Source organism: Ruegeria sp. EL01 (assembly GCF_900313035.1).
Classification (GTDB): domain Bacteria; phylum Pseudomonadota; class Alphaproteobacteria; order Rhodobacterales; family Rhodobacteraceae; genus Ruegeria.
The window spans coordinates 237,746-257,555 of record NZ_OMPS01000003.1 but is presented as its reverse complement, the minus strand read 5'-3'; the positions used below and the strand labels follow the sequence as shown (position 1 = coordinate 257,555).

Genomic DNA, 19,810 nt, shown 5'->3' with positions numbered 1-19,810 from the left:
GGAAACACATGACACGGACGGCGGGTCTGGCCAGGACTCGTTCTTGTTTCATAGTCAGCGCAACCTATTGCGGTTTATGAAGATAATCCCACTCAGCACACGTCGATCATCGCCGCGAGGCCTGCCGCGGGACTTCGGGAAGAACTGCTCAAGCCGTGCCATCTGCGCATCCGCCAACCAAAAAATTAGACACTTCACCGCTCTGTTTTCCAGCGGTGAATCACGACGCCCCATGGAAATCAATCGGTTCTGAGCCTAACGCAACTCAAGACGGTTGTTACTTCCAGGCACAGCGTGAACGCCTTCTCAGACTTCGTCTTGAATCCAGTCAGAAAAAACTCTCGCCGTTTCTGATGCTGGTGTTCGATGCGGTCGGACGAGGAAATAGCCATAGTCAGAGAGTTCAACTTCAGACAAGCGAAACAGCTTGGTGTCGTCCAATTCGTCTTTGAGAAGATCATCCATCAAAGCAATCCCCTGACCGTCGATCACTGCTTGCACCCGGACGTTAGGATCCGGAACAATCAACACGTCTCGTCGACTTTGCTGTGGCAAACCTGCAGCGCTGAGCCAAGCTGACCAAGCGTTACTATCATCGCGATCCCGTAACAATGTGAAGCGCGAAATCGCCCTGTTCATTCCCAACCTATCCACCTGACGGGCGGCTTCTGAATTTCCTACAGGATAGGTTGGCATGGGCATGAAGGGCGTAACAGCGCCGTCATCCCAATTCCCATTGCCCCATCTGATAGCCAGATCAACGTCATGCATTTCACGGTCTGAAAACTGTATCATCGGCTGGATGCGCAGCTGCACGTTCGGGTAGCGCTGCATGAACGACATCAGTCGCGGTGACAGCCATCGCGCGGCGAAATAGGTCGAAACCCCAACCGTCAGGGTTTGGGATGACATGCCCCGGAGCGCCCGAAGATCGGCTTCGATTTCCTCATATCGGGTCTGACAGGCGGCCAGCGGCTTCAGTCCTTCACCGGTGAGTGTGACGCCACGCGTCGTGCGTCTGAACAGGGCAATGCCCAAATCCGCCTCAAGGGTTTTGATCTGATAGCTGGTCGCGCCTTTAGTCATGTTCATTGCCTCAGCCGCCTCCGAGAAACTCGGATGGCGAGCGATCTCTACAAAGAGCCTAAGCAAATCGTGGTGGCGAAAGTGGGTGCGCATATTTCTTGTGTACAAATATTTTGTACGCGGAGGAAAGAAAAACTCGACTTTCAATCCAGCCGCAATACGCAGAGTGGGCTTCGAGCATATGAATCGGAGAGATGACGTTGGGCAGCTTGAACGTAGGGGCAGACACAGACGCGCCGACAGCTCGCTGCAGTAGAACGCGTCGTGGCCGCTTGTTGCGGCACAATGCGTCGACTGAGAGCAGACCGTTCACGGGCCGTAAGATAATGGCGATTGCATTCATGCGATTAGCTGATCGATAAACCGCAGAAAGAGCGCGTGTGCAACCCAACATGTTTATCTCCAGAGAGTTTGAATCAATTGGTGGAAAGCTGTCTTGCGAACGACTCATTCCAGCGGATTCGAGCTGAAGCTCGCTGAACGTCACATTTGTACAGACAATTGGTGATCAGAATCCCGAGCAATTCGCGAATACCCATCAAACGCGACGTTCTACGCAACTCGGATGGTGGAATGTATCCACAGATAAGAGCATTCATGGCATTCAGTCCTGTGTAGTGCGCGCAACTCAACCGGGCCCGCGAAGCGTCATGGCTCGCGGAAATGGGCTGCGTTGGCGCATCGTCTAATTCGGGTTGGCAGGTGAATTACATTGCCCTGCGAAGTGAGTCGGAGTATAAACCAACCATGGGTCTGTATTTGCAGACCGCCGGTCGGTTTTCAAGAGGAAAATGAATGAAATCTACGAAGCGGAAGAACATGCGCCCCGAAGAACGTCGCGCTCAGTTATTGGGATGTGCTCAAATATTGTTCTTTTCCAAAGGGTTCGAAGACACGACCGTACAGGATGTGTTGGATCTGGCCGGTGTCTCGAAAGGTGGATTTTATCATCACTTCAAATCCAAGGACGAATTGTTGTTTGGGGTATTGGATGGAATGGCAGAGAGTGTCTTTTCGCAGATGGCCGTTGTCGCCTCTGACGAGACATCCTCTGCGCTTGATCTGTTGCGCAGCTTTACACACTTGCGGGCAAACTACCTACGCGAACATGACTACCCTGGTCAGGTCGAATTCTTCAGAGTCATGAACCAGGATAAGAATCTGGTCCTGCTGGAACAATTCAAGCGCAGAGTCAGAACCGGTGCCATTCCCGTTCTGACCAAGATCATTCAGAAAGGCCGTGATGAGGGCGCGTTTATTGTTGCGGATGTTGATACAGCCGCAGAGCTCATTTTGTTCCTGAGCACTTTCATAGACCTCGCTCTGTTGCGCGCGATTGAGGCACGAGGAACTGATGCAGCGGACCACGCCGCTCATAAATTGCAGGCCGCAATCGACATGCAATTTTTAACAATCGACCGCATTCTGGGATTGCCAGATGGGACGACAGATTTCGGTTGGCCAGAAGCCGTAGACGTTACGATGGCAACGGAACCTCCGCCGCCGCCTTCGACCAATTAATGCGGTTCGGAATTCGACCAGACAGGCACGAGACCCGTGGCAACAGTAATTCTTCTGAATGGTGTTGGGAGCGTTGGAAAAAGCTCCCTTGCAAAGGCGCTTCAGAATATCGCTGCGCAACCATTTTTACACACTGAAATGGATACATTCCTCGCAATGCTGCCAGAGCGGCTTGAGGGCCACCCAGACGGGTTGAACTTTGAACAGCGCATCGAGGACGGGAACGTGACCACATTTGCGAGTACCGGACCCATTGCAAAGCGCGCGCTGTCCGGAATGCGCCGGTCGGTCGCCGCTATGGCAGGCGCCGGGAACAACCTGATCGTTGACGAGGTGCTGTTTGGAAATACGGCAACCGGCTCAGCAAAAGCTGTATCTGAGTATCGGACCCTATTAGAGCCGTACGAGTGTCACATCGTCGGTGTCTTTGCTTCGCTGGAGGTCCTGGAGGAACGGGAGCGAAGGCGCGGAGACCGAAACATCAGGCTATCCAGATGGCAATACAAGCGTGTCCACGAAGGGATGACTTGTGATCTGTCGGTCAATACTAAAAATAGGTCCCCACTTGCATGCGCCGAGTTGATGAACACGAGCCTGAACTTGTAACTCCTTATGCAGTCAATCCGTGTATAACCCTTCATGTCCGAGATGAGGGTCGCCTGCGGCGCATTCCATGGGTTCGCGGTGGATGCAAAAAGCAATTTGGTTACTCGGCAACTTTCGGATATATGAACCCGTTCACCGGGTAGAAGCTGCCATACCGTCCCGGATGGCTTTCGACCCGAACCAGTGTCCAATCATTGTGTTTGGATACGTCCCTGACGCCCATTTTCAATGATACCTTGTTGCGATGCCAGTTGGCATGATTCACGATGACTTCACGGTCGGTGACAACATCGGAGACGACAGCCACATGGCCCAAAGGCATACCACCGGTTGCTCGAAAAGACATTACCGCACCGACGACCGGTTCGTTGCCCCGACCAAAAGCACTACGCGCCTTACCCCACCAGTCCTTGGCATTGCCGCGAATTTCGATGCCGCTGAGGTTTCGTGCGTAGGGCACGCACCATACTCTTTGCCCCCGAGCCTGCTTTCTCGAGACCTCCTGCAGCGCCATTGACTGACGTTCTGGATCGAGATCCGCGTCGTTTGGATTAATAGTACAGGCAGTGGCAAGAGCAATAAGCCCCATCGCAATCACAGCGCGGGCGGTGCCGGTCAGGCGCGGCCAAATTGTATTCGTGTTGCTGTTGCAGTTTTGCAAGAAACTTCATTGCCGATCTGAGTGGTCACGATGTTTTACAGCGGTTTTGAGGGCTTGAAAAGAGACCAGCCATTCCACGGCAGGAATTTGCCAGTCCCAACCCGGCTCCGCAGACAGGGGTGTCCAGGCGTCTTACAGAATTCCCGGCCGCCGTCCTCATTGCACAACTCAATTCCACCGGCAATAACCGCCGTTCTTCGCGACAATAAATGCAGTCGAACCGTTCTCCGGACGCCATTTGTGTTCGACACTGAACCCGAACGCCTGCATTCGCTCGACAAGGACTTCTTGAGTAAGAACGCGGATCTTGGGCAATAGGCCGATGGCCCCAAGGGCTGGAATAGCGTATTTTTCCATACCCTCCAGGCAGACCGTCGAGCTGAAGAGCAGGCCACCTTCTTTAAGTGAATTTCGAATTCGATCCAATGTTTCGTCAAGATCAAGGACTAGGTGCAGTACCGACATAGCCAATATTGCATCATACTGCTGATCCTTAGCGGGAATGGGCCAGTTGTCGAACGCGCTTACTTCGAAGTTCACGTTCTCGACACCCTGCTGATTGGCTTTCTCCCGAGCGATTGAGATCATTTCTGAAGAGTAATCGATGGCGTCGATATGAGCGACATTTGGGGCGTGAATGAGTGCCGTCGTTCCCGTGCCGCAGCCAATTTCCAGGAGGCAATCCTGAGGAGAAAGATGTCTCGCAGTAAAGTCGAGCTTGTATTCGTAGGCAGCTTGGTTTTGGACGGGGCGTCGCGCATACGAACGCGCCATCATGTTCCAAAATCGCGGCGGATGGATGAGCATATCTGTTCCTTGGACAATAAGGTGCAATCGCGAAGACTTAACTGGCGTCCTGGATATCGAAGACTTTTTCGAGGGGCTTATTGAATACACGGGCGATTAAGATCGCCAGCTCGAGCGTTGGTGAGTACTTCGCATTTTCAATGGCAACAATTGTTTGTCGGGTGACACCTACTCTTTCGGCGAGCTCTTTCTGAGTCATTTCGTCGGCGTCAAACCGCAGACGTCTGATGTTGTTGGTGATCTTGAGCTTACCCATGGTTCAGTACCCACGCCGATAGCTAGCAAATTTGACGATATCAGCCGCAAAAGACCCGAATGCCATTCCGAAATAGATGATATTAAACCCAATCAGCGCAGACGCATTCAAGGCCATGGCCAGGACGGCAGAGACAAAGCCTGCGCCTGCGAAGACAATGATCGCGAGGCTGCCACGGCGTTCGAACATTTTGTCACGTTCATCGACGACGAAACTGGGTTTGGGTTCGCGTGTCACTATTGCAAAACCAATATTGAACAGAATAGTGCCAATTATGGTAACGACAATCCCCATAGGGATTAACCAGATCACCATTCGGGCCCAGTTGTTCACGGCATCAGGCCCATCGAACATCCCAGAGGCATTCATGTCCAGAAGTCGAAAAACGATGAAGGCACTGACAGCAAGATTCACAAAGATCGAGACGACAGTGTTGCGATCCTGGTAGGTCATTTCCGGGGCCTCCGTGGTGCGGCATGCGGTTGATTTGTGTCCAGTATTTTGTACGATAAGTATGATATACTATACCTGGTGTCAAATATTATAGACTCTATGTGTTATCGAACTAATGGAGTTAGCGTTGGTGATAGAACATTTAGTGAGTTATCAATTCAGACATTCGTAGGCTCATAGCCCGCACGATTTGGACAGCAATCAAGCCGGGCGGACGTTGCTGCTGGCATCCCGGCTGTGCGGGAAGTCACTGACATGGAGAGTCCGGCCCTGTTTGCCTTTGGATCCCGCCCAGTCTCTATGCCAAACATTGCTCCGGGCGACGCCGCAATGATCCAGTACACCAGCGGAACCACCGGTTTCCCTAAAGGGGCCGTGCTCAGCCACCGCGGACTGGTCAACAATGCACGTTTCTACGCCACCCGGTGCGGAGCGACCGAAAAAACATCCTGGGTCAATGTCATGCCGATGTTCCATACGTCTGGCTGTGGAATGGTCACGCTGGGATGCCTTCAGGCAGGCTGCCGGATGGTATTGATCAGCTTGTTCGACCCGGAAGTGGTTCTGGATCAGCTTGAAGCGTGCCGCGCTAACATCATCCTTGGCGTACCAACCATGGTGGTGGCGCTTCTGGACGCGCAGGAAATACGCCCGCGGGACCTGTCTGCGCTGAAGGTGGTCAGTTGCGGCGGCTCCATGGTAGCACCGGAACTGGTCCGCAGGGTGCAAAACCTGATGGGGGCCGGGTTCTCGACACTCTACGGGCAGACTGAACACTGCCCGGTGATCACACAGCACCATCTGTCTGATGGCATTGAAGACATTTGCAACACAGCAGGACAACCGGTTGCGCAAACCGAGGTTTCGATCCGCAGTGTCGATGATAACCGTGCAGTCGCCATAGGGGAGGTCGGAGAGATCTGCGCCCGCGGCCCCTGTGTGTTGCTGGAATTTAACGACAATCCCAAGGCCACATCCGAGACGGTGCATGCGGATGGCTGGCTGCATACCGGTGATCTGGGCCGGATGGACGCGCGCGGATATGTGAGCGTCACCGGCCGTGTCAAAGAGATGATCATCCGGGGCGGCGAGAACCACTTCCCTGCGGAGATCGAGAACTGTCTGCTGGAGCACCCTGACGTTGCCGAGGTTGCAGTCGTCGGCTTGCCGGACCCTAAGTGGGGTGAACTGATCGGCGCGTTCATCCGCCGCAGCAAACCGCTCGCAAAGGCAGAACTTCACGCGCATTGCCGCGCAAACATGTCGCCGCAGAAAACACCGAATGTCTGGGTGCAGGTGGATGAGTTTCCCCTGACCGGTTCCGGCAAGATCCAGAAATTTATTCTCCGCGACCGCTTTGCCGCTGGAGATTTCCATGAACTCTGACCGAAAGGGAACGCCATGAACATCATGACAAAACACTACATCAATGGACATTGGGTTGCCTCGGTTGACGGGCGCGAGATGGCCGTGGAGAACCCCTCGACCGAGGAACGGATCGCCATAATCTCGCTGGGCGGTCCTGCTGATACCGATGCGGCCGTTGCAGCGGCCAAGTCTGCCTTCCCGGTCTGGGCGGCGACTGAGCCCCAGGAGCGTATCGCTGCGTTGGAACGACTGATGGAAACCTACAAAGGGCGCGCAAAGGAAATGGCGCAAGCGATCAGCCAGGAGATGGGCGCACCCATTGCATTGGCAAGTACGGCACAGGTGGGCGCCGGCGCCGGGCATCTCAAGAACACCATCCGTGCCGCTAGGTCATTTGCTTTCGAGCACCCCTTGGGAGATCACGCACCGGGTGACATGATCTTCCATGAACCGGTCGGGGTCTGCGCTCTGATCACACCTTGGAACTGGCCGATGAACCAGGTGATGCTCAAAGTCGCGCCTGCATTGGCAGCGGGTTGCACGATGGTTTTGAAGCCCGCCGAGCAGGCACCGCTCAGCGTCATGCTGCTGGCCGAAGTGATTGACGAAGCAGGTTTTCCGCCAGGTGTCTTCAATCTGGTCAATGGAGATGGCGCAGGCGTGGGCAGCGCCCTCACCGCACATCCGGACGTGGATATGGTCAGCTTCACCGGCTCGACCCGTGCAGGCATAGCGATCAGCAAATCCGCGGCAGACACTGTCAAACGCGTAAGCCTTGAGCTGGGCGGCAAAGGCGCCAACATCATCTTTGCTGATGCAGACGAAAAAGCAGTCGCGCGCGGTTTGCGCCATTGCTTCAACAATTCCGGCCAGTCCTGCAACGCACCAACCCGGATGCTTGTGGAACGCTCCATCTATGATCAGGCTGTCGAAACTGCGCGTGCCATTGCTGAGAAGACCGAGATCGGTCCGGCGGACGTTGAAGGCCGGCAAATTGGGCCAGTTGTCTCCGATACGCAATTCAACAAGATTCAGTACCTGATCAAACGCGGGTTCGACGAAAGAGCGACGCTGGTTGCTGGTGGATTAGGGCGGCCCGAAGGGCTGGAGCGTGGTTACTTTATCAGGCCCACCGTCTTCGCGGACGTCACCTCGGACATGACACTTTGGAAAGAGGAAGTCTTTGGCCCGGTTCTGGTCATGGCTCCGTTTGATACCGAAGAAGAGGCCATCGCATTGGCAAACGATACCCCCTATGGCCTGACCAACTATGTCCAGACCGCTGATAAGGCCCGCGCACGCCGGGTGGCGAGGCAACTCCGTTCAGGCATGGTTGAAATGAACGGCAAATTCGGCGGCGCCGGATCCCCCTTTGGCGGAATGAAGCAGTCCGGAAATGGCCGTGAAGGCGGCGTCTGGGGATTGGAAGAGTTCCTTGAAGTCAAAGCCGTCAGCGATTGGCAGTGAACATGACCTAAGTTCTCTATGAAAAAGATGGCCGCATTGGGCGGATCACCTTGAACCGCCCGGACGTGATGAACGCGATTGACGATGATCTGCCGCGCGAACTTGCCGCCGCTGTAGGGCGGGCAGACGCAGACCCAGGCATTCATGTGATGGTTCTGGCCGGAGCGGGCAAGGCGTTTTGTTCAGGCTATGATCTGGCGCACTATGCCGAAGGCAACGGCCCCAACACGGTAGTGCAGGAGATGCCCTGGGATCCGATGCAGGACTTCCAGTTCATGTGGGCGAACACTCAGAACTTCATGTCGCTGTTCCGGGCGATGAAGCCGGTCGTGTGCAAAGTCCATGGTTTCGCCGTCGCTGGCGGGTCGGATATTGCCCTCTGCGCAGATCTGACAATCATGGGAGATACCGCACAGATTGGTTACATGCCGACCCGGGTCTGGGGATGCCCGACCACAGCGATGTGGGTGCATCGGCTGGGCCCGGAGAAGGCGAAGCGGATGATGTTCACCGGTGACAAAATTTCAGGCGTTGAGGCCGCTGAGATGGGGTTGATACTGAAATCGGTTCCGGATGATCAGTTGGACGATGCTGTCGAGGCCCTGGCCGGGCGTATGGCAACTGTGCCGGTCAACCAGCTGGCCATGCAGAAGATGGTGATCAATTCCGCCGTCGAGGAGAGGATCAACCAGACTCAACGTCTGGCGACTGTATTCGACGGCATCACGCGCCATTCCCCGGAGGGTATGAACTTCAAGGCCCGTGTCGAAAAGGTCGGCTGGAAACAAGCGGTAGAGGAAAGGGATCAGGGTTCGTTCGACTGGACGGGAAACCAGCCATTTGATTCCGACAAGTGAAGGTTCGCTAACTCTTTGGACAAAAAATTGTTTTCTGCACTGCGGATACCCACTCGGCTGAGTATCCGCAGTGCTATGGGGATCCCTACAGCAGGTGTATCGGATCAGATCCAACGCGAAACGCACTTTTGTCCCCAAGGACAGCTTCTCGCCCTATACTGACGAGTGCTGCGCCCGCTACGTCCTCTAATTTAGGGCTTGCCACGACCCATTTTTCCCCAGGCGTTCACGCCGGAGTGCAAAGTTATGCTCTAAGTGCAAAGTTATACCTGAACCTACAACAACTTAGAAGTCCAGGTTCTCGACACTCAAAGCGTTCTGCTGAATGAATTCACGACGAGGTTCGACTACGTCGCCCATCAACTTGGTGAACAGGTCATCCGCTTCGACCATATCGTTCACCCGCACTTGCAAAAGCGTCCGCGCGTCGGGATCCAGCGTGGTTTCCCAGAGTTGATCGGGGTTCATCTCGCCCAGACCTTTGTAGCGCTGTAGGGACAGGCCCTTTTCGCCCTCTTCCAGGATGGCGCGCAACAGGTCCAACGGGCCGTGGATCGCCTGTGAGCGGTCACGGCGGATCAAGCTGGCCGGAGTGTTGTAAATCTCTTGCAGGCTTTGGGTGAAACTACCGGTCTTGCGGGCCTCTCCCGAACGCAACATCGGGCCGTCCAGAGTGCGCACTTCTTCAACACCGCGCAGAATGCGGGCCAGACGGATGCCGTGATCTTGCGTAATGCGGCCTTGCCAGCCGCGTTCATATTCCAACGCGATCAGGTCCAGACGCGCGGCCACCTTGTCGGCGACACCTTGAAGATCGGCATCCACCGCGCCGGGTACAAAGGCGCCCGCAACGGCCGCCTGTTCCAGAATGTGACGCGGATAATGGGTCGGGAAGGCGTCGAGCACGCGTTTCAACTGGCGTGCCTCGTCCACAATACGGGTCAGGTCCTGCCCGATGATTTCTTCGCCCGAGCCGAGTTTCAGTATGGCCCCATCGACGCCCTGATTGATCAGATAGTCGTCCAACGCGGCCTGATCTTTCAGATAGACCTCGGACTTGCCGCGCGAGACTTTGTAAAGCGGCGGCTGCGCGATGTAGAGATATCCACCCTCGATCAGCTCCGGCATTTGCCGGTAGAAGAAGGTCAGAAGCAGTGTCCGGATGTGCGCGCCGTCCACATCCGCATCGGTCATGATGACGATCTTGTGGTAGCGTAGCTTTTCAATGTTGAACTCATCGCGGCCAATGCCTGTGCCCAGCGCCATTACAAGGTTACCGATCTCCTGAGATGACAACATCCGGTCAAATCGAGCACGTTCGACGTTCAGGATTTTGCCACGCAAAGGCAGAACCGCCTGGGTCAACCGATCACGGCCGGTCTGGGCCGATCCCCCGGCCGAGTCCCCCTCGACCAGAAAGACTTCGGTCTTTGACGGGTCTTTTTCCGAGCAGTCTTTCAGTTTGCCGGCCAGATAATTCACATCCATCGCCGTCTTGCGGCGTGTCAACTCGCGGGCCTTACGCGCAGCTTCGCGCGCCAAAGCGGCTTCGATGATCTTGCCGACAATGATCTTGGCCTCGTTTGGATTCTCCTCGAACCATTCGGCCAATTTCTCGTTTACCATCCCTTCGACCGCTGGGCGCACCTCGGAACTGACCAGCTTGTCTTTGGTCTGAGAGGAGAATTTCGGATCCGGCACTTTGACCGACAGCACGCAGGTCAGACCTTCGCGGGCATCGTCACCGGTGAAATTGATTTTCTCTTTTTTCGCGATCCCGCTGGATTGAGCATAGTTGTTGATCGTCCGGGTCAGCGCGCCCCGGAAACCCGCAATATGGGTGCCGCCATCGCGTTGCGGGATGTTGTTGGTAAAGGGCAGCACCGATTCATGGTAGCTGTCATTCCACCACATCGCGATTTCGACGCCGATATCATCACGCTCGCCCTTGATATAGATCGGCTCGGGCATGGCGGACGACTTTGACCGGTCGAGGTATTTGACGAACTCCTTGACGCCGCCTTCATAGAACAGTTCCGTCTCCAGCCGCTCAGCGGGGCGCTCGTCGATCAGAATGATGCGCACGCCCGAGTTCAGGAAGGCCAGTTCGCGCAGGCGTTTTTCGAGCGTCTCGAATGAGTATTCAAGGTTCGAAAACGTATCAGTCGACGCCAAAAAGCGCACTTCGGTTCCTGTTCGGTCACCGCACTCACCAACCACCTTCAGATGTTCGGTAGTTTCGCCGCCTTCAAAACGTGCGACGTGTTCTTTGCCTTTGCGCCAGACGCGCAGCTCCAACCAATTGGACAGGGCGTTTACAACCGATACGCCCACACCGTGCAGACCGCCGGACACCTTGTACGAGTTGCTGTCAAACTTGCCGCCCGCATGTAGCTGAGTCATGATGACTTCGGCAGCAGAAACGCCTTCTTCGGGGTGGATATCCACCGGGATCCCGCGACCATTGTCGCTGACAGATACGCTGGAATCCGCGTGAATTTTTACCGTCACATGATCGGCATGACCGGCCAGAGCCTCATCAATTCCGTTGTCTACAACCTCGTACACCATGTGGTGCAGACCCGAGCCGTCATCAGTATCCCCGATATACATGCCGGGGCGCTTGCGAACCGCCTCTAAGCCTTTGAGAACTTTGATGGAATCAGCGCCGTATTCCTGAGGTGCCTGTGCGTCTTCGGACATGCCGTTAGTACCCATATTATTTTAGGAACTTATACGTTCTCTGGTAGGGATTGTCACGCGATCCCCCAATATTTTGTGTTGCTGCTGTATGTTTGTGTTCGACACGATCGCCCGCGGTCGTCGCGTCAAAGCCTATCAATATCTGCAGCGATATCCACGGCTATTGCCCGCGCGTCCACATCACTGCGTTCCGCCGACAATCGCAGACCCAAAAGGTCGGATTGATACCGCGTCGCCAGCCGATCAGGGTCGTGCTCAGGGCCGATCTCACCTGCAGTTTGTGCACGCCTGAACAGGTTCGCGAAACAGGCCATCATCTGACTCAAATTCGCAGCTGCCTTTTGCGCCAGATCATGATCCTTGGCCTGCAATTCGGCAAAGGTCTTTGCCAACATGCAGGCTTTTGTAGGGGCCAGTGCATCTTCGATCACGCGCTTGGGTTGCGCCATGAGCGCGGCCTTGGGCCCTAAATCGTCGGCCAGCGCCGACAGTCGCGCAATCCCATCCTGTGTGTAGCGCTCCAATGCCAAAGCATAGAGCGCGTCTTTGGAGCCGAACGCAGCATAGAAACTGCCCGGATTCAGTTTCAACTCACGCTCCAAATCTTTCAGCGATGTTCCCGCCCAGCCCTGACGCCAGAAGACATCGCGTGCCTGCGCGATCAGGGCATCACGGTCATATTCGGGTTTGCGTGGCATCAGCTTCACCAATTCTTGAACGATCACTCAAATATATACTTGAACGGTCACTCAAGAAAGCCTATTTCCACAACATCGCGCCAGAAAAGGAGTTCCGACATGGCTGACTTCCCCTCTCATGACCTCGAAACCGCCCCGAACGGGTCCAAACCACTACTCGAAAAGTCGCAGGCTGCATTCGGGCGTCTTCCAGGGTTGCACAAAGTCATGTCAGAAAGCCCTCAACACCTGGAAGGCTATCAGGTTCTGCATCACCTGTTCCTGCAGACCGATTTCGACAATGATGAGAAAACCGTTGTCTGGCAGACCATTAACGTTGAAAATGAATGCCACTACTGCGTGCCCGCCCATACCGGAATCGCCAAGATGATGAAGGTCTCGGACGACATCACCAACGCGTTGCGCGATGAGACACCTCTGCCCACCGCCAAGCTGAACGCGCTGCGCACATTTACTTTGCAGGTAATGAACCAGCGTGGAAACGTAACCGACGCAGAATTGCAAGCGTTCTTTGAGGCCGGTTATTCGCACCGCGCTGTATTGGATGTGATCCTGGGTCTCGCGCAGAAAACGATGTCGAATTACGCCAACCACATGGCGCAGACACCGGTGGACGAAGTTATGCGCGGTTTCCTTTGGGAACGTAAAGTCAGCGAACCGGCCTAGGTCGTCACGACCGAGCCGTCTCGGCCTTCGGTTACAACCAGTGACTGGGCCCGATCACCCAGTTCGGCAAACAGCTCAGGCCCGGTACCCGTCATCCAGGCCTGAGCGCCCAGCGCGCAAATCTCATCATACAATGCACCCCGGCGCGCCGCATCCAGATGCGCGGCCACCTCATCCAGCAATACAATCGGCGGCGCCCCAACCATCCCGGCCAAGGCGCGCGCGTTCGACAGGATCAGCGAGACAAGCAGCGCTTTTTGCTCCCCTGTCGAGCAATCCTTCGCGGGAACCCCCTTGGCGGAAAAGACACCATACAGATCCGACCGGTGTGGCCCGACCAAAGTCCGCCCTGCCGCCAGATCGCGAAACCGACTTTCGGCCAAAGCGTCACACAGATCACTGGCAGTCGTCGGCATTGCGCCTTCGGTTTGAACAAGCTCCAACTCGGCCGATGGAAAGGCAGTTTCAGCTTGATCCTGTGCCGCCCTCAGATGATCCAGCGCGGCCTCGCGCGTCGCGTGTATACGAAAGCCAGTGTCGGCCATCTGCCCTTCCAACGCGGCATACCAATGGGGGTCCCGCACCTGTTCCTTAAGCAGCCGATTGCGTTCACGCATGGATTTTTCATAGTTCAGTGAGGCTTCGGCGTGGGCAGGGTCAAAACTCAGGGCAATCCGGTCCAGAAACCGTCGTCGCCCTTCGGCCCCTTCGATCCATAGCCTGTCCATTGACGGAACCAGCCAGACAATCCGCGCCAGCTTGCCCAGTTCAATCTGGCTGGAGGCTTTGTCGTCAATCCGAACCTGCCGCGCCGCGCCCGACTCGGACCAGGTTTCGATTTCGGATCGCTGCCCAAGCGAATCCAGTACGCCGGACAACTTCCAGCCCAGCGCTTCGGGCCTGCGGGTCATTTCAGCCGCGCTGGCCCGACGCAGCCCGCGTCCAGGTGAAAACAAAGAGGCGGCTTCAAGGATGTTCGTCTTACCCGCGCCATTTGGCCCATGAATAACCACAGGTCGCCCGTCCAGCGACAATCGCGACAGTTTGTGCGACCGAAAATGCGAGACCGTCAGCTCGGTCAGGGCCAAAGCCATGACCCCTCCCTTCATCTTTTCAAAAATACTCGCGCCGGAGGCATCGCGCGTCAGCGCGATCAGACGCGCATCGGCATGACGACATAGACGGCGCTCTGATCATTGCCTTCGCGCATCAAAGTCGGGTCGCCCGCCGAGTTAAACATGAAAACAGCGTTCTCCCGATCCACCTGAGAGGCGATTTCCAGCAGGTACTTGGCGTTAAACCCAATCTCCAGCCGTTCATCGCCATAGGCCACAGCCAGCTCTTCTTCGGCAGCACCGCTGTCGGGTGCATTCACCGATAGGACAAGCCTGTCCGCATCAAGCTGCAGTTTGACGGCACGGGACCGTTCCGACGACACAGTCGCAACGCGGTCTACGGCCTGCGCAAACTCGGCTGCGTCAACTTCCAGCTTCCGATTGTTCCCTTGTGGAATGACACGGGTGTAGTCCGGGAAGGTGCCGTCAATCACCTTGGAGGTCAGCGTAATATCTGGCGTTGCAAAGCGAATCTTGGTTTCACTGACCGAGACGGCAATGTCCATTTCGTCATCTTCCAGCAGCTTACGCAGCTCGCCCACCGTCTTTCTGGGCACAATCACACCCGGCATATCCGCTGCACCGTCAGGCAGATCGGCATCAATACGCGCCAGTCGATGCCCATCCGTAGCCACACACCGCAGGACCTTTCCGCCGTCAAATCCATCTGAAACATGCATATAAACGCCGTTCAGGTAGTAACGGGTTTCTTCGGTCGAGATGGCGAATTTTGATTTGTCGAACAATCGACGCAGCAGGGCTGCGGACGCGGTAAAGTTCGATGCATATTCCGAGGACGCCATCACCGGAAAATCTTCTTTCGGCAAAGTTGCCAGTGAGAAATTCGATCGTCCAGCCTCGACCGTCAACCGACCCGCAGCGCTGTCAGCGGTCAGGGTCACCAAGGCGCCATCTGGCAACTTTCGTACAATCTCGTGCAATGTGGTTGCCGCAACCGTGGTGGCTCCGGCCTTTTCCACCTGTGCCGGGGCTTTGTCGACAACTTCGATGTCCAGATCGGTTGCCCGAAACTGCGCCGTGTCGCCTTCGGCCTCGATCAGCACGTTGGCCAGGATCGGAATTGTGTTGCGGCGCTCCACAACGGACTGAGCCTGCGAAACGGCCTTGAGAAGGGTGCCGCGTTCGATGCTGATCTTCATACCCTCAATTCCTCTGACTTAAGTGCCGAAATAGGCGGGACTGGCAAGTTAGCGGTTCAGCCCTGAGGCACAAGGATTTTTTATGGATTTCTGGGTCGGAAAACACAATGCGTCAAGAGTCACGTGGTGCGTCAGTCACAGTTCAGCACCGACCGTGGACAATAGCGCACAAGAAAGCGCCCCAGACATCAAGTCCAGGGCGTTCCTGAATGGTTTGGGGATTTAACTCAGGCTTCGAGCGAACGACGCAACATTTCCACATCTTCGGCAATCTGGCCGTCGGTCACTTTCAGCTCTTCGATACGCCTGACGCCATGCATAACCGTGGTGTGATCACGCCCGCCAAACCGGCGGCCAATTTCGGGCAATGAGCGGCTTGTCAGCTGTTTGCACAGATACATCGCGACCTGACGCGGGCGGGCATAAGACCGCAAGCGTTTGGGGCCAATGATGTCTGACAGGCGAATATTGTAGTAGTCCGACACCTTGCGCTGGATCTCCTCGACCGAGATCTTGCGCTCGGAGGCGCGCAGCACGTCGGCCAGGCAATCCTGCGTCAGGTCCATATCGATCTCGCGACCCACGAGCGAGGCAAAAGCGAACAGGCGGGTCAACGCCCCTTCCAGCACACGCACGTTGGTCGAAATGCGCTGCGCCAGAAACTCCAGAACCCCATCCGAGATTGTCAGATCAGGGTAGGTGCTGCTGTATTGCTGAACCTTGTTCTGCAGGATGCCCAGACGCAGTTCGTAGTCAGTGGGGTGCAGATCAACAACCAGACCACATTGCAGGCGTGACTTCACACGATCCTCAAGGTCCTTGATCTCACCCGGCGCGCGGTCGGCCGAGATGATGATCTGCTTGTTCTGATCCACCAGCGCATTGAAAGTGTGAAAAAACTCTTCCTGCGTTGAATCTTTGCCAGCAATGAACTGTACGTCATCCACCATCAGCACATCGACGGAACGGAACAGGTGTTTGAAATCCATCATCCGACGCTCGCGCAGGGCCTGCACAAAGCGGTACATGAACTGTTCGGCGGACAGGTACAGCACGTTCAGCTCGGGATGTTTGGTTTTGAGCTCCCACGCTATGGCATGCATCAGGTGTGTTTTGCCCAGTCCAACACCGCCATACAGAACCAGCGGATTGAAGGTGACAGGTCCGCCTTCCGAGACGCGGCGTGCGGCGGCATGGGCCAGCTCGTTGGGTTTACCAACGACAAAACTGTCGAAGGTAAAACGGGAATCCAGCGGCGCCGCTTGCAATGAATCCAATGGGGATTGTGGGTTATCCATTTGCGGCACAATAGCTACCTCAGGGGTCGCTCTGGGCGAAGATTCGGTCACGTGTGTGGGTCGAACCGGTGAGTTGGCGGCGACGCGAAAGGCAAGGCGCTGCACAGTTTCACCCGAGGTGTTGAGTTCGTATAAAATGAGGTCTGCAAAATTCTGACTGACATAGTTGCCCATGAAATTGGTCGGCACCGAAAAAACCGCCACACCATCCTGCAACTCCTGAAACTCCAGAGGTTCAATCCAGGTGGTGAAGTTGTTCCGACCAATAGCCTTCAGCAACTTGTTTCGAAGTAGTCCCCATTTCTCTTGTGTCATTCAGCGCCTCACGCATCCCGTTCTTATTGACCTGTCGGCCTTATCAATACGATCCGGTTCCCCGGTTTATGTACTCACACGCACAAAGGTATACTGTCGCGAAACCAAGGGTTCCGCGGATCAATCTTTGAAAGCTTGATGCTTCCCTATTCGGAACACCCCACACAGCGGGAGCGCCCCGAAAAACCGGGTTGCACGTCGCAATCTCATTTTTTCGACAGGGCCAAAATCAGCGGTTGTCCCGTGATCATTAGCAGATCGGCAGCCCGGCCTTGGCCGGTCGACGACTAACGTTCCACAATCTTCCTGATGCCCGTCAATCCGAAAGTGGAAACAGCCTGTCCCCCCAAGCGAGTGAATCGCTGGAACAGTGGTAGCAAGACCAGCCCGGTCGCGGCAACGAAACTCTGATATTGACTCGGGTCTTTGGCCGAAAGAATCTCTTGGTTTTGAGAAGGCGCGGTATTCTGGCAACACGAAAAAAAGCGCCGCAGGCAGCGACGCTTTTCAAAATAGTTCAGCCTTGCTTACGTGACCCTAGGTCACCCTCAAAGCTTAACCCAGAGCCTTAACGCGCGACGACAGGCGCGACATTTTACGGGCTGCGGTGTTCTTGTGGAAGACGCCTTTGGTGACGCCGCGCATCAGCTCGGGCTGAGCTGCACGCAGAGCTGCGGTTGCAGCGTCCCTGTCGCCAGATGCGATCGCTTCTTCAACTTTGCGCAGATATGTGCGGATACGCGAACGGCGCGCTTTGTTTACTGCGAAACGCTTTTCGTTCTGACGAGCGCGCTTCTTTGCCTGGGGCGAATTTGCCATGTGTGTCTCTGACCTTTGTTCGGTACGGTTATCTGGGTTGCGCGTCACGGACTTGTCCGCACCGGATCAGGAATCACGAGTGTGAGTCGGGCCAAGCGGGCCGCACGCGCATGTATAGCGGCGCTAGTTATCCAAGTTTGCGGGGTTTGCCAAGCCGATTCTTGCACTGTGCATATCAGCTATGAAAAAGGCGGGGTTACCCGCCTGTTCCGATCAGGTTGTGACGCAGCTTACTTGTCGCGGAACTGAGCCGCGCGCTTTTCAAGGAATGCCGCCATGCCTTCTTTCTGATCTTCGGTCGCGAACATCGAATGGAACACGCGACGCTCGAACAGCATGCCTTCACTCAGCGGTAATTCATAGCTGCGGTTAACCGCTTCTTTCGCGGCCATTGCAGACAGCTGAGATTTCTCGGCAATTTTCTGAGCGGCCCCGATCGCTTCATCCATCAGCTTCTTCGCTGGCACGACCCTGCTGACCAAACCAGATCGGTCAGCTTCTTCAGCGTCCATAAACCGGCCAGTCAGGTTCATATCCATCGATTTGGATTTTCCGACAAACCGGGTCAGTCGCTGGCTGCCGCCCAAACCGGCAATAACGCCCAGATTGATTTCAGGCTGGCCGAACTTGGCCGTATCCGCAGCAATAATGAAATCGCACAGCATGGCCAGTTCACACCCACCGCCCAGTGCGTAACCTGCCACGGCTGCGATGATCGGCTTGCGAATTGCGCTGATACGATCATTGACGTCACCGAACAGGTTTTGCCCGTATACGTCGACAAAGCTCATATCGGACATCTCTTTGATATCCGCCCCAGCGGCAAACGCCTTGTCCGAGCCGGTGATGACGATGCAGCGCACCTTATCGTTGCCATCCGCGTCTTCCAGCGCGGTGCATACCTCACCCATCAACTGGGTGTTCAGCGCATTCATCGCGTCAGGTCTGTTGAGCTTGATAAGGGCAACGTGGTCTTCGATTTCGACGATGATCGTCTCAAAAGCCATGAGGTGTAAGCTTTCAGTTGTTCCGTTCAGATACGATTCCTTATCACGCAAAAACGCTGGATCAAGCTATCTTTGGCATTGCGCACAATAGAAAGATGAGCGACCAGACTGGGTGATTCTCTTGATTTGGCCTCCACAGCCATCGGTCTGACAGACCTCTCCCTCACGGCCATAAACATCAAAGCTGTGCTGAAAATATCCAAGTTCTCCATCGGCTTGACGGAAGTCCCGCAAGGATGACCCGCCCGCTTCGATCGCGTCCCGCAGCACTTTCCGGATGATCGGAACCAGCGCCGCTACGCGTTGTGAAGAAATTTGACCTGCTTTGCGACGTGGCGACACACCGGCGCGAAAAAGCGCTTCGCAAACATAGATGTTACCCAGCCCCGCAACGATTCCCTGATCAAGAAGCGCCGATTTGACAGGAGTGTTCTTGTCCCGAAACACATCAATCAAATGCTGTTCGTGGAAATCATTGCCCAATGGTTCGGGCCCAAGCACAGAGAGCAGTTTGTGACTTTCCGCAGTCGCGGTCTGCAACAAATCCATCGCTCCGAACCGGCGTGGGTCATTGAAGGTGACGCGCGCGCCGTTTTCCATGTGAAACACCACATGGTCATGTTTTTCGGGCGTCGGATGGGTGTGCGCAAACTGCCCAAGCGGATCGCCAGAAACCGTCATGCGCCCAGACATCCCAAGATGAACCAGCAAGGTTTCCCCACTGCTGAGATCCGCCAGAATGTATTTCGACCTACGCCGCAGACGATCGACTCGCTGCCCCGTCAGCCGTTCGGCCATCCGTTCGGGAAAAGGCCAGCGCAAATCCGGGCGATTCACATCCGCCTTTTCGATCGCCACCCCCTCCATAGCAGGGGTCAGGCCGCGTCTTACTGTCTCGACCTCGGGCAATTCGGGCATTTCACGGCTCCTATTCCAAAGGGCCGCAT

The 19,810-nt window shown here is 55.6% G+C and carries 18 protein-coding genes and 1 pseudogene; 6 read left to right on the top strand and 13 right to left on the bottom strand.

Annotation, left to right across the window (positions count from 1 at the left end; genetic code table 11):
- Nucleotides 1-306: 306 nt before the first annotated feature.
- On the bottom strand, nucleotides 307-1,179 hold the full coding sequence (locus D9K61_RS02895) for a LysR substrate-binding domain-containing protein (protein ID WP_120631737.1): 873 nt from the start codon (nucleotides 1,177-1,179) through the stop codon (nucleotides 307-309).
- 702 nt (nucleotides 1,180-1,881) lie between these two features.
- Here D9K61_RS02895 and D9K61_RS02890 point away from each other — a divergent pair.
- Complete coding sequence (locus D9K61_RS02890) at nucleotides 1,882-2,607, top strand: TetR/AcrR family transcriptional regulator (RefSeq protein ID WP_120631736.1); 726 nt, start codon at nucleotides 1,882-1,884, stop codon at nucleotides 2,605-2,607.
- A 36-nt stretch (nucleotides 2,608-2,643) separates the two neighbouring features.
- The gene (locus D9K61_RS02885; protein WP_120631735.1) at nucleotides 2,644-3,213 is read left to right on the top strand and encodes a chloramphenicol phosphotransferase CPT family protein; all 570 of its coding nucleotides are present in this window, start codon (nucleotides 2,644-2,646) and stop codon (nucleotides 3,211-3,213) included.
- Between the two features lie 100 nt (nucleotides 3,214-3,313).
- On the opposite strand, the gene D9K61_RS02880 is transcribed toward D9K61_RS02885, so the two are convergent.
- From D9K61_RS02880 to D9K61_RS02865, 4 genes are all read right to left on the bottom strand, one after another.
- Nucleotides 3,314-3,673, bottom strand: coding sequence for a CHAP domain-containing protein (locus tag D9K61_RS02880; protein WP_371688446.1), 360 nt, complete (start codon nucleotides 3,671-3,673; stop codon nucleotides 3,314-3,316).
- Nucleotides 3,674-4,042: 369 nt separating this feature from the next.
- Nucleotides 4,043-4,681, bottom strand: a complete 639-nt coding sequence (locus D9K61_RS02875) for a bifunctional 2-polyprenyl-6-hydroxyphenol methylase/3-demethylubiquinol 3-O-methyltransferase UbiG (protein ID WP_120631734.1) — start codon at nucleotides 4,679-4,681, stop codon at nucleotides 4,043-4,045.
- 37 nt (nucleotides 4,682-4,718) lie between these two features.
- Nucleotides 4,719-4,937 (bottom strand): helix-turn-helix transcriptional regulator, encoded by a 219-nt coding sequence (locus D9K61_RS02870; protein ID WP_120631733.1) that lies wholly within the window; start codon nucleotides 4,935-4,937, stop codon nucleotides 4,719-4,721.
- A gap of 3 nt (nucleotides 4,938-4,940) precedes the next feature.
- The gene (locus tag D9K61_RS02865) at nucleotides 4,941-5,390 is read right to left on the bottom strand and encodes a hypothetical protein (protein WP_120631732.1); all 450 of its coding nucleotides are present in this window, start codon (nucleotides 5,388-5,390) and stop codon (nucleotides 4,941-4,943) included.
- A gap of 300 nt (nucleotides 5,391-5,690) precedes the next feature.
- Between D9K61_RS02865 and D9K61_RS02860 the strand changes: the two genes are divergently transcribed.
- From D9K61_RS02860 to D9K61_RS02850, 3 genes and pseudogenes are all read left to right on the top strand, one after another.
- Nucleotides 5,691-6,776 carry a class I adenylate-forming enzyme family protein gene (locus D9K61_RS02860; protein ID WP_254055654.1) on the top strand — a complete coding sequence of 362 codons (1,086 nt, stop codon included), beginning with the start codon at nucleotides 5,691-5,693 and terminating at the stop codon, nucleotides 6,774-6,776.
- 15 nt (nucleotides 6,777-6,791) lie between these two features.
- Nucleotides 6,792-8,225 (top strand): aldehyde dehydrogenase family protein, encoded by a 1,434-nt coding sequence (locus tag D9K61_RS02855; RefSeq protein ID WP_120631731.1) that lies wholly within the window; start codon nucleotides 6,792-6,794, stop codon nucleotides 8,223-8,225.
- 26 nt (nucleotides 8,226-8,251) lie between these two features.
- Nucleotides 8,252-9,082 (top strand): annotated as a pseudogene (locus D9K61_RS02850) (crotonase/enoyl-CoA hydratase family protein); the annotation flags it as partial.
- 285 nt (nucleotides 9,083-9,367) lie between these two features.
- Here the strand turns inward: D9K61_RS02850 and gyrB are convergent.
- Together gyrB and D9K61_RS02840 are read right to left on the bottom strand one after the other, a co-directional pair.
- On the bottom strand, nucleotides 9,368-11,785 hold the full coding sequence (gene gyrB / locus D9K61_RS02845; protein WP_120631730.1) for a DNA topoisomerase (ATP-hydrolyzing) subunit B: 2,418 nt from the start codon (nucleotides 11,783-11,785) through the stop codon (nucleotides 9,368-9,370).
- A 125-nt stretch (nucleotides 11,786-11,910) separates the two neighbouring features.
- Nucleotides 11,911-12,483 carry a TetR/AcrR family transcriptional regulator gene (locus D9K61_RS02840; RefSeq protein WP_120631814.1) on the bottom strand — a complete coding sequence of 191 codons (573 nt, stop codon included), beginning with the start codon at nucleotides 12,481-12,483 and terminating at the stop codon, nucleotides 11,911-11,913.
- Between the two features lie 99 nt (nucleotides 12,484-12,582).
- On the opposite strand from D9K61_RS02840, the gene D9K61_RS02835 reads away from it, so the two are divergent.
- Nucleotides 12,583-13,149 (top strand): carboxymuconolactone decarboxylase family protein, encoded by a 567-nt coding sequence (locus tag D9K61_RS02835; protein ID WP_120631729.1) that lies wholly within the window; start codon nucleotides 12,583-12,585, stop codon nucleotides 13,147-13,149.
- Here D9K61_RS02835 and recF read toward each other — a convergent pair.
- The 6 genes from recF to mutM all read right to left on the bottom strand — a co-directional run bounded on the left by recF (nucleotide 13,146) and on the right by mutM (nucleotide 19,781).
- Nucleotides 13,146-14,243 (bottom strand): DNA replication/repair protein RecF, encoded by a 1,098-nt coding sequence (gene recF, locus D9K61_RS02830; protein ID WP_120631728.1) that lies wholly within the window; start codon nucleotides 14,241-14,243, stop codon nucleotides 13,146-13,148. The genes D9K61_RS02835 and recF overlap by 4 nt on opposite strands.
- 59 nt (nucleotides 14,244-14,302) lie before the next feature.
- Nucleotides 14,303-15,424, bottom strand: a complete 1,122-nt coding sequence (gene dnaN / locus D9K61_RS02825; protein ID WP_120631727.1) for a DNA polymerase III subunit beta — start codon at nucleotides 15,422-15,424, stop codon at nucleotides 14,303-14,305.
- Between the two features lie 227 nt (nucleotides 15,425-15,651).
- Nucleotides 15,652-17,037 carry a chromosomal replication initiator protein DnaA gene (gene dnaA, locus D9K61_RS02820; RefSeq protein WP_120631726.1) on the bottom strand — a complete coding sequence of 462 codons (1,386 nt, stop codon included), beginning with the start codon at nucleotides 17,035-17,037 and terminating at the stop codon, nucleotides 15,652-15,654.
- A 555-nt stretch (nucleotides 17,038-17,592) separates the two neighbouring features.
- The gene (gene rpsT, locus D9K61_RS02815) at nucleotides 17,593-17,856 is read right to left on the bottom strand and encodes a 30S ribosomal protein S20 (RefSeq protein ID WP_120631813.1); all 264 of its coding nucleotides are present in this window, start codon (nucleotides 17,854-17,856) and stop codon (nucleotides 17,593-17,595) included.
- 230 nt (nucleotides 17,857-18,086) lie between these two features.
- Nucleotides 18,087-18,863: an enoyl-CoA hydratase gene (locus tag D9K61_RS02810; protein ID WP_120631725.1), complete on the bottom strand. Its 777-nt coding sequence runs from the start codon at nucleotides 18,861-18,863 to the stop codon at nucleotides 18,087-18,089.
- A 66-nt stretch (nucleotides 18,864-18,929) separates the two neighbouring features.
- Nucleotides 18,930-19,781, bottom strand: a complete 852-nt coding sequence (mutM, locus tag D9K61_RS02805) for a bifunctional DNA-formamidopyrimidine glycosylase/DNA-(apurinic or apyrimidinic site) lyase (protein ID WP_120631724.1) — start codon at nucleotides 19,779-19,781, stop codon at nucleotides 18,930-18,932.
- Between the last annotated feature and the right edge of the window lie 29 nt (nucleotides 19,782-19,810).

Bases quoted from the DNA above. Each gene is read 5' to 3' on its own strand.
- D9K61_RS02895 (WP_120631737.1), bottom strand. From the start codon at position 1,179: ATGCGCACCCACTTTCGCCACCACGATTTGCTTAGGCTCTTTGTAGAG.
- D9K61_RS02890 (WP_120631736.1), top strand. From the start codon at position 1,882: ATGAAATCTACGAAGCGGAAGAACATGCGCCCCGAAGAACGTCGCGCT.
- D9K61_RS02875 (WP_120631734.1), bottom strand. From the start codon at position 4,681: ATGCTCATCCATCCGCCGCGATTTTGGAACATGATGGCGCGTTCGTAT.
- D9K61_RS02870 (WP_120631733.1), bottom strand. From the start codon at position 4,937: ATGGGTAAGCTCAAGATCACCAACAACATCAGACGTCTGCGGTTTGAC.
- D9K61_RS02865 (WP_120631732.1), bottom strand. From the start codon at position 5,390: ATGACCTACCAGGATCGCAACACTGTCGTCTCGATCTTTGTGAATCTT.
- D9K61_RS02860 (WP_254055654.1), top strand. From the start codon at position 5,691: ATGCCAAACATTGCTCCGGGCGACGCCGCAATGATCCAGTACACCAGC.
- D9K61_RS02855 (WP_120631731.1), top strand. From the start codon at position 6,792: ATGAACATCATGACAAAACACTACATCAATGGACATTGGGTTGCCTCG.
- gyrB (WP_120631730.1), bottom strand. From the start codon at position 11,785: ATGTCCGAAGACGCACAGGCACCTCAGGAATACGGCGCTGATTCCATC.
- D9K61_RS02840 (WP_120631814.1), bottom strand. From the start codon at position 12,483: ATGCCACGCAAACCCGAATATGACCGTGATGCCCTGATCGCGCAGGCA.
- D9K61_RS02835 (WP_120631729.1), top strand. From the start codon at position 12,583: ATGGCTGACTTCCCCTCTCATGACCTCGAAACCGCCCCGAACGGGTCC.
- recF (WP_120631728.1), bottom strand. From the start codon at position 14,243: ATGGCTTTGGCCCTGACCGAGCTGACGGTCTCGCATTTTCGGTCGCAC.
- dnaN (WP_120631727.1), bottom strand. From the start codon at position 15,424: ATGAAGATCAGCATCGAACGCGGCACCCTTCTCAAGGCCGTTTCGCAG.
- dnaA (WP_120631726.1), bottom strand. From the start codon at position 17,037: ATGACACAAGAGAAATGGGGACTACTTCGAAACAAGTTGCTGAAGGCT.
- rpsT (WP_120631813.1), bottom strand. From the start codon at position 17,856: ATGGCAAATTCGCCCCAGGCAAAGAAGCGCGCTCGTCAGAACGAAAAG.
- D9K61_RS02810 (WP_120631725.1), bottom strand. From the start codon at position 18,863: ATGGCTTTTGAGACGATCATCGTCGAAATCGAAGACCACGTTGCCCTT.
- mutM (WP_120631724.1), bottom strand. From the start codon at position 19,781: ATGCCCGAATTGCCCGAGGTCGAGACAGTAAGACGCGGCCTGACCCCT.